Below are 11,957 nucleotides of genomic sequence, written 5' to 3' on the forward strand. Positions count from 1 at the left end.
GGTGCCCTATCCACAGCAGGCCGGAATGGAAGCTGTCGCGCACGCGGCGCAGGGGCTCGCCCTGCCAGTACACCTCCCCGCCGTCCGGGCGCGCCAGCCCGGTCAGCAGGCGCAGCAGGGTGGTTTTTCCGGCGCCGTTGCCGCCGGTGACCTGCACCCACTCCCCGGCGTCCACGGTGAACGACAGCCCGCGAAACAGCGTCCTCTCGTCCCGCTCGCAGTACAGATCTCTGGCTTCAAGCATTCCCACTCATCAACGTCCTGTCAGAAACCTGGTTTAACATCACGCATATCCGGCAGTTTATGCGCGATCCCTTTGTGGCAATCGATACAGGTCTGTCCATCTTTTACCGCCTGATCGTGCATTTTCGCCGCGACGCCTTTTTGCGCGGTCAGATCCATAAAGTCGAAATTGTGGCAGTTACGGCATTCCTGCGAGTTGTTGTCTTTCATGCGCCGCCACTCATTTTGTGCCATTGTCAGGCGATGAGCTTCAAATTTCTGCGGTGTATCTATCAGCCCAAATACCTTCGCATACAGCTCCTTACTGGCTTTGATCTTACGGATCATCTTCGGCCCCCACTCATGCGGCACATGGCAGTCAGGACAGGTGGCGCGAACGCCACTACGGTTGTTGTAGTGGACGGTTTCCATATACTCCTCATACACCGTGTTGCGCATTTCATGGCAGCTAATACAAAACTCTTCGGTGTTAGCCTTTTCCATTCCGGTATTGAAGCCGCCCCAGAAGATGACGCCGCCGATAAAACCGATTAACAGCAGCGTCCCCAGCGCCAGGCGGCTGGGGCTGCGCCACCATCGCCAGACGCGCTTTATCCAGCCAGGTTTACGGTTAGAATTTTCCATAATGACCTCTTATTTCCCGTAACCTTGCGAGGGGGTAAAGGTATTGTCGATAATCGGCGCGGTATCAGACTGCGGTACGTGGCACTGCAGGCAGAAATAACGACGCGGCGCGACGTTGCCCGACACTTTACCGTCGCTGTCCATAAAGTGCGTCGGACTGATACGCGGCGCGCCCGTCGTACGATAACTTTCCACGCCGTGGCATTGCAGACAGCGGTTGGTATTGGTCGTCACCTGGTAGCCCTCGACGCTGTGCGGGATCATCGGCGGCTGGTTGACGTAATTTAGCGGCATACGTTCCTGCTCTTTCGGCATACGAATCGCCCCTTCCTGCGTCCCGGATACTTCCGGCGACTGGCTCAGATCCACTCCGTTTGCCGCCCAAACCGCACCACTTACCACCAGGGCAAGCGTGGCCATCCATTGACACAGCGCTTTCATCAGGTCATGGCTTTTCATTGTTTCGCTCCCGAACTCCATCGCATTTACACTTCATCCTTCGAGCTGCCTCTTTGTTGGCTGCGCTCGAAAATCCCAGTCACATCGTTATCTATGCTCCTGGGGATTTCCTCGCTTACCGCCGCGATGCATCCCGAATGATGTTGTGTATCGTTATTGTAAAAACATCCTCAGAACAGACATCCACACAGCGACCGCAGGTCAGGCAGTCGCGGTGAGTGACCTGCGCCGGGCTTTGCTCATCCAGCACCGGCGCACGTAGCACATGCGGTTCCGGGCAAACATGAAAACAATCCATACAGCGATTACATTTCTCACGTTTTTTGGCCGTCACGGTCACTACGCCTTTACTGCCCAGCACGCCATACAGCGCGCCCATCGGGCAAATATGACCGCACCAACCGTGCTCAACGACTAATAAATCAAATAAAAACAAAGCAATAATCAGCAACGCGCCGCTACTAAATCCCATAACCAGACTACGGCCTAACAGCGACACGGGATTAATCCATTCCCACAGCAGCGTGCCGGTCAACGCCGAACCGATTAACACCACCACCAGAAGGACGTACCGTATATGGCGTGGAATCGTCGCAGACTGGTTCAGGTCAAATTTCCTGCGCATCCAGTTAGCCAAATCGGTAACGGGGTTTAGCGGGCAAACCCAACTGCAAAATAATCGCTTTCCCGCCAGCGCATACAGCACAGTGATAATCACTGCTCCCGTCAGCGCCACGGTAGCGGGAAGATGTCCACTGGCGAGACTTTCCAGGGTAATCAGTGGATCGGTCAACGGGAGGGTATCGAACAGCAAACTACTGCTGTAGTTGCCATGCAAAACCCAAAAGCCCAGCCACGGGCCGCTGAGAAACATCCCCAGCACCATAAACTGGCTGATACGGCGTAACACCAGCCAGCGGTGGCTACGCCACCAGCCTTTTTTCGCCCGCGCTTCTCGCCCGGCGTCGCGTTTACGATTTGCCATCTTTCCCCTCCAGCCAGCCGAAGCGGTAATGGTGTCCTAACTCCCCTTTCGCCAATGACAACGGCAACACTTTTATCGCTGGTTGCTCCAGTACGCAGACTTTTTCGCATTTGCCGCAGCCGGTACAGGCGTCGCTGTGTACGGTGGGCAGAAAGCGCGCATGTTTGCCGGTGCGCATGTTGCGATCCAGCTCCAGCGTGATGGCCTCATCGATTTTCGGGCATTCGCGGTAGCAAACGTCGCAGCGCAGCCCCTGAAAGTTGAGGCAGTTTTCCTGATCCAGCAGCACCGCCAGCCCCATGCGCGAGTCATCAATGGAGGCGATATCTTTATTCAGCGCCCCGCTGGGGCAGACTTTGGCGCACGGAATGTCTTCACACATTTCGCAGGGGATGTCGCGAGCGACGAAATAGGGCGTGCCTGCCGATAGCCCGGAGGCCAGCGTCGCCAGTTTTAGCGTGTCGTATGGACACGCCTGAACGCACTGCCCGCAGCGCACACAGGCGCTGGCGAAGACATTTTCATTCAGCGCGCCAGGCGGACGCAGCCGCACGCCCGTTGCGCGCGCGGTTTGCTGTTGCAAGCCCAGCGCCACGCCAACCGCCGCCAGCCCGCCCGCAGTGCGCACAACATCACGCAGGAAGCGGCGGCGGCCATTTTGGGGTTTCGCTGTACGGGACATAACGCGTTACACCTTCGCCAGTTTAACGGCGCACTTCTTGAAGTCCGTCTCTTTAGAGAGCGGGTCCGTCGCATCCAGCGTCAGGTTGTTCACTAGCTGAGCGGCATCGAAGAACGGCATATACACCAGTCCCTGCGGCGGACGGTTACGTCCACGCGTTTCGACAATCGAAATCACTTCGCCGCGGCGGGACGACACTTTAACCTTATCCCCACGACGCAGATCGCGCGCTTTCGCATCCAGCGGGTGAATAAAGACCACCGCTTCCGGGAAGGCGCGATGCAATTCAGGCACGCGGCGCGTCATACTGCCGGTATGCCAGTGTTCCAGCACGCGACCGGTGGAAAGCCACAGATCGTACTCGTTGTCCGGCGACTCCGCCGCGGGTTCAAATGGCAGCGCGAAGATCACCGCTTTGCCATCCGGTTTACCGTAGAATTTGTACCCTTCCCCCGCTTTTACATACGGGTCGTTGCCTTCGCTGTAACGCCATTGCGTCTCTTTGCCTTCGACGACCGGCCAGCGCAGACCGCGCGCGTTGTGGTAATCGTCGAACGGCGCCAGATCGTGCCCGTGGCCACGTCCAAACCAGGCGTATTCTTCAAACAACCCTTTTTGCAGATAGAAGCCCAGTTCACGAGACTCATCGTTTAACTGATCCTCTTTCAGCTCGCTCAGCGGGAATTTGCTGACCGCCGGCGTGGCGAACAGAACGTCATACAGCGTTTTACCGCGCAGCTCCGGCTTCTGGGCCAGCAACGCCTCCGGCCAGACCTCCTCGGTTTTAAAACGACGGGAGAACTGCACCAGTTGCCAGAGGTCGGATTTAGCTTCGCCCGGCGCTTTAATTTGCTGACGCCAGAACTGCGTGCGGCGTTCGGCGTTGCCGTAAGCGCCTTCTTTCTCAACCCACATGGCGGTCGGCAGGATCAGATCCGCAGACAGCGCGCTCACCGTCGGGTAAGGATCGGAGACAATGATGAAGTTACGCGGATCGCGCCAGCCCGGCATCCGATCTTCATTGATGTTCGGCCCGGCCTGCATATTGTTATTACACATTACCCAGTAGACGTTCAGCTTGCCGTCTTTCAACGCGCGATCCTGCGCCACCGCGTGTAAACCCACTTTTGCCGGAATAGTGCCAGCAGGGATCTGCCAGTGTTTTTCGCAGATATCACGGTGTTTTTCGTTCGTCACGACCATGTCTGCGGGCAGACGGTGTGAGAAGGTTCCCACTTCACGCGCCGTACCGCAGGCGGAAGGCTGGCCGGTCAGCGAGAAAGGACCGCAGCCAGGCTGGGAGATTTTTCCGGTCAGCAGATGGAGGTTGTAAACCAGGTTATTCGCCCACACGCCGCGAGTATGCTGGTTAAAACCCATCGTCCAGTAAGAGATCACGCGCTTATTCGGATCGGCGTAGAGCTGCGCCAACTGTTCCAGTTGATCTTTCGGCACGCCGGTCATTTCAGCGGTCTTGTCCAGCGTATATTCCGCCACGAAGGCTTTATACTCGTCGAAGCTCATCGGCTCGGAAGCGTCGGAGCCCGGATTCTTCGCCGCTTTTTCCAGCGGGTGCGTCGGGCGTAAGCCGTAGCCGATATCCGTCGCCCCTTTACGCAGATTCACATGCTTTGTGAAGAAATCCTGATTTACCGCGTTGTTCTGAATAATGTAATTCGCGATATAGTTAAGAATCACCAGATCGCTTTGCGGGGTAAAGACAATACCGTTGTCCGCCAGTTCAAAGCTGCGGTGCTGGAAGGTGGAGAGGACAGCAACCTTCACGTTCGGGTCGGACAAACGGCGGTTAGTGATGCGCGACCATAAAATCGGGTGCATCTCCGCCATGTTGGAACCCCATAGCACAAACGCATCGGCCTGCTCAATATCGTCGTAGCAGCCCATCGGTTCATCCATGCCAAAGGTGCGCATAAAGCCCACCACCGCCGAGGCCATGCAGTGACGCGCGTTCGGGTCAATGTTGTTAGAGCGGAAACCAGCCTTGAACAGTTTCGCGGCGGCATAGCCTTCCCAGATAGTCCATTGACCCGATCCAAACATGCCGATCGCTTCTGGTCCTTTCTCTTTCAGAGAGGTTTTAAACTTCTCTTCCATCACATCGAAGGCCTGTTCCCAGCTCACCGGCGTAAACTCGCCGTCTTTGTGATAGCTGCCGTCTTTCATGCGCAGCATCGGCTGCGTCAGACGATCTTTACCGTACATGATTTTGGGCAGGAAGTAGCCTTTAATGCAGTTCAGACCACGGTTGACCGGCGCGTCGGGGTCGCCCTGGCAGGCGACCACACGGCCCTGCTGCGTGCCCACTAACACACCGCAACCCGTTCCGCAAAAACGGCACGGCGCTTTATCCCATTTGATGGCTTCCTGCTGCCCGACAACGGCGCGGGCGACGCCCGGCACGCTCAGACCGGCAGCCGCCGCAGCGGCCGCAACGGCGTTAGCTTTCATAAAGCTACGACGACTGAGTTTCATGGTGTTTCCTCACCTTGCTCATCCTGCTGGTGATAAACCAGCGACACCGCCAGTACGCCCTCGACATTGCGTACTGACTCAATTGTTTGCATCAGCGTTTCACTCTGATCTGCTTCCGCCACCACGATCAGTTGCCCGCTTTCAACGTCGCTTAACGCGACTTCGCAACCCGGCAACGTGTTCAACTGTGTGCCAATGGCGGCGATGTTCTGGCTTTTGGCCTGCACGACCAGGCTACAGACCTGCCAGTTAGTGCGCATGGTGGTTCTCCGCTTTGATGGCTGACACGGGACAGATAGCCACACACGCCCCGCATCCGTTACAGGCCTGCGAGTCAAGCTGCGGCTGGTAAATGCCGGATAGCGTGGGACGAAAGGTAATGGCCATAGGTTCACAACTGTCCTGGCAGCGATGGCATTCAACCGATTGCCTGGCGAGGCAGTTTTCCGTGAGCGTAAAAATCAGATCCCAGGCCCTGGTGTGGCGCGGAAGAAAAAGCGATTCAGTACAGGCCTGCGCACAGGCATAACAAAAGCTGCACTCGCCCCGTTTGAAATCTACGCTCGGATATCCCCCCGCCCCTCGCTGCAGGATGTCGGCCTCACACGCCTGGATGCAGGCGTCGCAACGCAGACAATGTGCGAGAAAATAGGTTGTTTCTCTGGCCCACGGCGGAAGAATCCCATTGCTGGCGTTGCGCCAACTGCCGGTCAACATGCTTCGACGGGATAAATCAACCATGATATCGCCCTTCCATAACGACACGCTTCCATAGGGAGTGAATACCAATAAAAACCGTACAATTTATGAGTAGTTGTTTTTGTAAATAAGATATTTCAGGATGTGTAAGAGATGCATACCCCGATAGAGGTAAATGCTGTTGCCGGATCAAAAGAGTGCCGGGTAAAGACCCGTAAACGTGCTTTTTCTCACATTTCAATGAGTTATATAGCTATCTATATAACGAAAACCACTAATAGCTGATAATTCCATTTACATTATCAATATCGGAATATTCCACTATATAAAAAGACGCCATTTTATTAATAATCTTGAAAATATGAGTAAATACAGATTAATAGATAATATGAATGTGTTAATCTGTTGTCCGTGCATACCGAAAACAGCAGAAAGGAAATACTGTGAACAATCAAATGAAGATGTTTGTCCCTACCGTCGTCTTCGCCGCCCTCGCCAGCGCCTCTGCCTGGGCTAACAATAGCGATACCGCCCAGCCGCTGGAGAAAATCGCCCCCTATCCGCAGGCGGAAAAAGGAATGAAGCGGCAAGTGATAACCCTTACCCCTCAGCAGGATGAATCTACCCTCAAAGTGGAACTGTTGATTGGCCAAACGCTGAATGTGGATTGTAACCAGCATCGCCTCGGCGGCACGCTGGAAACAAAAACGCTGGAAGGCTGGGGCTATGACTATTATGTCTTTGATAACGTCACCTCTCCGGTATCAACCATGATGGCCTGCCCTGAAGGTAAGAAAGAGCAAAAATTCGTCACCGCCTGGCTGGGTGAAGACGGGATGCTGCGCTACAACAGCAAGCTGCCGATCGTGGTGTATACCCCGGCGAATGTAGACGTGAAATACCGCATCTGGAAAGCGGACGCTAACGTACAGAACGCCGTCACGCGATAATGTTACGCTGCCCGGTCACACTTACCGGGCATCTGAACACGCCGACTCACGCAGCGCTCCGGGGTTCTTTTTAAAACACGTCTGGAAACCCGCCCGCCCGCAGCCTGGTGGCGACGCGTGGCATCTTATCAGGCCTACGGGCTGCCATCAGGCGGTTTATCCGGCGCCATAATCCATTACGCAGTACGCGCAACCGCATCACGCGAGGCGGCATCACGTTCGTCGCCGGTGAGTTCGGTTAGCTGTCCGTTGCGCATTTCAAGCAGACGATCGGCGTGAATAAAATAGTGATCATCATGGCTGATGGCGAAAATGGTTTTGCCCATTTCCTGCATTAACGGCAACAGCACCTGATAAAACTCCCGGCGGAAATGCGGGTCCTGATCGGCGGCCCACTCATCCAGCAAAATAATATCGCGCTCTTCCGCCAGCGCCAGCAGCAGCGCAATGCGCTTTTTTTGCCCTTTCGACAGTTTAAGATTCAAAATGCGCCCATCGTTTAGCTCCAGCTTGTGCGTCATTTTCAGGTGCTCAAGCCACTTTTCGACCAGAGCGGGATTGGCGGGTTTCCCCTGCGGCCCCAGCAGGCGGTCGAATAACCACACATCGGTGAACACCGCAGAAAACAGTTTGCGATAATCTTCCGGCTGTCCGGCGGCAATAGGTTGACCATCAAGTAAAATCGTTCCCGATTGCGGCTGGTATAAACCGGTCAATAACATGGCCAGCGTCGATTTCCCGCTACCGTTGCCGCCAATTAAAAACAGCAGTTCGCCGCGGTGAATCGTCAGGTTGATGGGCCCCACGGAAAACGCGTTATCCTGATAGTGGAAAACCACGTTGCGCAGCTCCAGCGTCTTCCAGTCGGGAAAGGCTTTCGGCTGTGGAAAATCAGGCTTATACGGGGCGAGCGCGAATTTATTCAGTTTATTAAACGCCACCTGGGCGGTCAGTAGCGTTGGCAACGCCCCCACTGCAGACAGCAGCGGCGTGCGCAGGAACAGCAACGTCAGTGAATAGGTCGCCGCGACGTTAGTATCCGCCCAGCCGAGACTATTCGCCATCCAGAAGACCAGGCCTATCGCCCCCAGCATCATGATATTCGACCAGTTGACGGCGCTCAGATGAAAAGTATCGGCACGGATAATGTGATGACGGTACTCTTTGGCGTCCGGGATATAGCATTGCTGAAAAATCTGCTCCGCACGCTCGCGGTTTAGCGTCAGCTCTTTGCGTCCTTCCAACACCGTCTGATAGTCGTTGTACAGCTTATCTTCGGTCTCGCGCAGGGTCGCCATATGCTGGTAAACCCGCGCCACCAGCACAAATCCGCCCCAGATAGTGACCGCCATCCAGATAGCCGTAACCAGCAGCATTTTTGTCGATAGCATCGCCAGATACGCCGCCGAGCCGACGGTGAGGATAATGCCCTGCACCAGCTCAGGCAGACGCACAAAGGCGATAGTAATATTGCGAATATCGCTGGTCAGACCGGCCAGTAAAGAGGCGCTGCCCAGTTGCTCAATGCGTTCAACGTGCGTATCCAGAATGCGCTTGATAAATTCGCTGCGCAGGCGGTAAACGAAATGGTGTCCCAGAGTGGTGAGCGCCAGTTGGGAACCTAATGTGACGACCATTAGCAACAGGAGCAGGCCGAGAAATTCCGGCAGCACCATGACGTTGGTGTCCACCGTTTCAATCAGGCGCTGATTGATAAACGCGATCAGGCCAATCCCCAGCGCCGCGCTGGCGAGGCTCAGCGCCATCACGCTAATAAATGGCCAGCGGTACTGCCGCCAGACAAGAATAAGAAGTTCCATGCTTACAACCCGGACCGATAATAACAGCCCGCAGTTTAACTAACTCCACCTGCACAGCAATAATAATTCTTATTTTTATTCTTTTTCAGCTGCCTGACGGAAGGTGAGATTGTAACGAAATTCACCGGTCATGGGATGAAAGCCCGCTTTAAGCGGCTGGATACCATGATAAAACAGCCGGGACTCGCCGCCCCAGACCACGATATCGCCATGCTCCAGTAAGATCCGCTGGATCGGGTCGCTGCGACGCAGGCCGCCAAACTGAAAAACCGCCGGCACCCCCAACGAAACTGAGATAATAGGCGCGCGCAGATCCGGCTCGTCTTTATCCTGATGCAGCGACAGTTTTGCGCCGGGCGCGTAGCGATTGATCAGGCAGGCGTCCGGTTGGAAGCTCGCATACCCTGCCGCGATTGCCGCCTGACGACATACGCTGGCAAACGATAACGGCAGCGCAGGCCAGGGTTTATCGGTCAACGGATCGCGCACGGCATAACAATAACCGTGACGATCGGTAGTCCACCCTAACGCGCCGCAGTTGGTCATCGCCACCGACATGGTGTAGCCGCCCGGCGTCACCATCTGACGAAACGGAGACTGACTGGCGACAAACCCGATATCGTCTAATAGCGACTGCGCCGCGCGAAACGCAAAGCGGCGCAACACCACCGCGCCAGGCGCCAGGGGCTCTTGCCAGGGCGCTTCATCAGCAAATAGATCCAGCATTGCTACTCCTCTTTTTGTGCTTCTCGCTTTAATAGCTGCGCTTTTCGACGCACGCCCCAACGATAACCGGAGAGCGCGCCATCGCGACGCACGACCCGATGACACGGGATCACCATCGCCAGTTTATTCGCGCCGCACGCGCTGGCGACCGCGCGTACCGCCGTGGGTTTGCCGATAGTCGCGGCAAGCTGTTGATAGCTTACGGTTTCGCCGCAGGGAATTGCGCATAACGCCTGCCAGACCTGCTGTTGAAACGCGGTTCCCTGAATATCCAGCGGCAACGAGAGCAGCACATCGCGTGTGTTGATAGCCGCGACAACCTGCCGCACCCGTTGCTGAAAAAGCGCGTCAGCAGGTGCGTGGCGGGCCGCCGGGAACAGGGTGTGTAATTCAGCCAGTAGCGCGTCGTCGCTATCACCGGGGAGAATCGCGCAAATCCCCCGCTCGCTCTCCGCCACCAGGCACCGTCCGTAAACCCAGTCCGTCAGCGCATAGCGAACGGAGACATTATCGCCGCCTTTGCGAAACTGTTTTGCCGTCATGCCCAGCGTCTGGTCGGCATGACGGTAGTAGCTACTGCTATCCGGGAAGCCGGCGCGGTAAATAGCCGCCGTGATCGGCTCTCCTTTCGCCAACGCCTCACGCAGCCGCCGGGCGCGCCACGCCTGCTGCCACCCTTTCGGCGTCATGCCGGTGCTCGCTTTAAACAAACGGTGCAGATGAAACGGACTCATCGCCACCGCCTGCGCCAGGGACGCCAGCGTCACCGGCGTCTCCTGCTCAAGTAAACGGCAGGCGCAGGCAATCTTATCCAACTGCCGTTGCTGCGCGCGCGCATTATCCGGCTGACAGCGCTTGCAGGGGCGAAAACCGGCGTCCAGCGCCTGCTGCGCGTTGGCAAAAAAGCGAACATTTTTACGTAACGCCCGCTTCGAGCGACAAGAAGGGCGGCAAAAAACGCCGGTGGTTCGCACCGCAAAAACGAAACGCCCATCCGCGCTGGCATCGCGCGCCTGCACCCGCAGCCAGCATTCATCATCGGTAAGTAACGCTTTTTTCATCATAGACTCCTTCATTAAGCATAGTGCTTGCTTACATGCAGTGTGTCCGTAAATCCGCCCACAAAAACCCGTAATCTTGCGTTTTAATTCTTATCGCTCACCAGGAACGTTTTGAACTGCGGCGACATCCAGGTTTTAAAGCCCTCACCTTCTTTCATGATCATAAATACCGCCAGCCCTTCCCGCCGCACGACCTCTTGCGCCTTTTGCGTACCAAGCACCATCAGGCCGGTGTCCCAGCCGTCCGCTTCCAGCGCCGTTGGCGCAATGACCGTAACCGATACCAGGTTGTGTTCAATGGGGCGCCCCGTTTGCGGATCGATAACGTGCGAGACACGCTTGCCATCCAGCTCATAATAGTTACGGTAGCTGCCGGAGGTGCTGATGCCATGCCCGTTGATATCCACAATCGCCTGCACCGCGTTTTCCCGGTCGGTCGGCTTCTGAATCGCGACGCGCCACGGCAGCCCTTGCGCATTCATCCCGCGACTGCTTAATGCGCCGCCCACCGAGACCAGATAACGCGCAATGCCCTCCTGCTCCATCAGACGCGCCAGATGATCCGCCGCATAGCCCTCCCCGACCGTGGAGAGATCGACATAAAGATCCGGAAGATCTTTTTGCAAAAACTGATGTCCAGCCCTGTCGATAACCTGCAAATGTTGCAGGCCTGTTTTCGCTTTTGCCGCATCGATTTGTGCTGGTGTTGGGATATGCAGCGGCTGCCGATCCGGTCCAAACCCCCACAGATTGACCAGCGGGCCCACGGTGATATCCATCGCGCCATCCGTCTTCGCGCCAATACGCAGCGCCGAGGTCACGATATCCGCCATGGCTTCGCTGACCGGCCAGGGCGCAAGACTGCGTGAATGGTTAAAACGCATCAGCGCGGAGTCATTTTTATAGGTAGAAAGCAACCAATCATCAGCATCAAGCTGAGTCTGGATTTTAGTCTGTAGCTCTGCGGCGCGTTTCGCATCGATGCCAACCACGCTCACCCGCCAGATAGTCCCCATCGTCTTACCTTCCAGCACCTGAGCGGCAGGTGACGCTGTTGTCGTTTCGGGAGCCTCATCGCAGCCCATAAGTAAAAAAGCCGCCGCCAGACACACGGCCCGGCAAAAAGTCATTTTCATCGCTGTTTATCCTCATTCGAATGGACGCAAGCGTATATCAAAACGTCGTATTTGTACGCCGGAATAAGGCATGAAAAAA

General features: G+C 56.0%; 13 protein-coding genes. 1 reads left to right on the plus strand and 12 read right to left on the minus strand.

The genetic code is table 11. The features are described from left to right. The 8 genes from J4645_RS16500 to napF form a co-directional block, all read right to left on the minus strand. A partial coding sequence (locus J4645_RS16500) for an ATP-binding cassette domain-containing protein (protein WP_039520766.1) occupies positions 1 to 244 on the minus strand: 244 nt, incomplete at its 3' end. A gap of 20 nt (positions 245 to 264) precedes the next feature. Continuing rightward, positions 265 to 867 carry a cytochrome c-type protein NapC gene (gene napC, locus J4645_RS16505; protein WP_023214980.1) on the minus strand — a complete coding sequence of 201 codons (603 nt, stop codon included), beginning with the start codon at positions 865 to 867 and terminating at the stop codon, positions 265 to 267. A gap of 9 nt (positions 868 to 876) precedes the next feature. After that, positions 877 to 1,326: a nitrate reductase cytochrome c-type subunit gene (gene napB / locus J4645_RS16510; protein WP_000835182.1), complete on the minus strand. Its 450-nt coding sequence runs from the start codon at positions 1,324 to 1,326 to the stop codon at positions 877 to 879. Between the two features lie 115 nt (positions 1,327 to 1,441). Further along, a complete protein-coding gene (napH, locus tag J4645_RS16515; RefSeq protein WP_023214981.1) occupies positions 1,442 to 2,311 on the minus strand; it encodes a quinol dehydrogenase ferredoxin subunit NapH in 870 nt (289 codons plus the stop codon). After that, positions 2,298 to 2,993, minus strand: coding sequence for a ferredoxin-type protein NapG (napG, locus tag J4645_RS16520; protein ID WP_000091679.1), 696 nt, complete (start codon positions 2,991 to 2,993; stop codon positions 2,298 to 2,300). Before napG ends, napH begins: the two co-directional genes overlap by 14 nt. A gap of 6 nt (positions 2,994 to 2,999) precedes the next feature. Beyond that, entirely contained in the window at positions 3,000 to 5,486 is a 2,487-nt protein-coding gene (napA, locus tag J4645_RS16525) for a nitrate reductase catalytic subunit NapA (protein ID WP_000778097.1), read from the minus strand. Beyond that, positions 5,483 to 5,746: a chaperone NapD gene (gene napD, locus J4645_RS16530; protein WP_001260058.1), complete on the minus strand. Its 264-nt coding sequence runs from the start codon at positions 5,744 to 5,746 to the stop codon at positions 5,483 to 5,485. The genes napA and napD overlap by 4 nt, the downstream gene beginning before the upstream one ends. Continuing rightward, complete coding sequence (napF, locus tag J4645_RS16535; RefSeq protein ID WP_000228069.1) at positions 5,736 to 6,227, minus strand: ferredoxin-type protein NapF; 492 nt, start codon at positions 6,225 to 6,227, stop codon at positions 5,736 to 5,738. The genes napD and napF overlap by 11 nt, the downstream gene beginning before the upstream one ends. A gap of 413 nt (positions 6,228 to 6,640) precedes the next feature. On the opposite strand from napF, the gene eco reads away from it, so the two are divergent. Beyond that, positions 6,641 to 7,135 carry a serine protease inhibitor ecotin gene (gene eco / locus J4645_RS16540; RefSeq protein ID WP_023214982.1) on the plus strand — a complete coding sequence of 165 codons (495 nt, stop codon included), beginning with the start codon at positions 6,641 to 6,643 and terminating at the stop codon, positions 7,133 to 7,135. Positions 7,136 to 7,311: 176 nt separating this feature from the next. Here eco and J4645_RS16545 read toward each other — a convergent pair whose 3' ends face one another. From J4645_RS16545 to apbE, 4 genes are all read right to left on the minus strand, one after another. After that, positions 7,312 to 8,955 carry a multidrug ABC transporter permease/ATP-binding protein gene (locus J4645_RS16545; RefSeq protein ID WP_000421574.1) on the minus strand — a complete coding sequence of 548 codons (1,644 nt, stop codon included), beginning with the start codon at positions 8,953 to 8,955 and terminating at the stop codon, positions 7,312 to 7,314. 75 nt (positions 8,956 to 9,030) lie between these two features. Beyond that, entirely contained in the window at positions 9,031 to 9,681 is a 651-nt protein-coding gene (gene alkB, locus J4645_RS16550) for a DNA oxidative demethylase AlkB (RefSeq protein WP_000884988.1), read from the minus strand. A gap of 2 nt (positions 9,682 to 9,683) precedes the next feature. Further along, the gene (ada, locus tag J4645_RS16555) at positions 9,684 to 10,745 is read right to left on the minus strand and encodes a bifunctional DNA-binding transcriptional regulator/O6-methylguanine-DNA methyltransferase Ada (RefSeq protein ID WP_031607648.1); all 1,062 of its coding nucleotides are present in this window, start codon (positions 10,743 to 10,745) and stop codon (positions 9,684 to 9,686) included. 80 nt (positions 10,746 to 10,825) lie between these two features. Then, positions 10,826 to 11,878, minus strand: coding sequence for an FAD:protein FMN transferase ApbE (gene apbE / locus J4645_RS16560; RefSeq protein ID WP_000784296.1), 1,053 nt, complete (start codon positions 11,876 to 11,878; stop codon positions 10,826 to 10,828). Positions 11,879 to 11,957: the final 79 nt, after the last annotated feature.

Source organism: Salmonella sp. 32082101201600294FB01SM01 (assembly GCF_017572865.1).
In the GTDB taxonomy this organism is placed as follows: Bacteria; Pseudomonadota; Gammaproteobacteria; order Enterobacterales; family Enterobacteriaceae; genus Salmonella; species Salmonella enterica.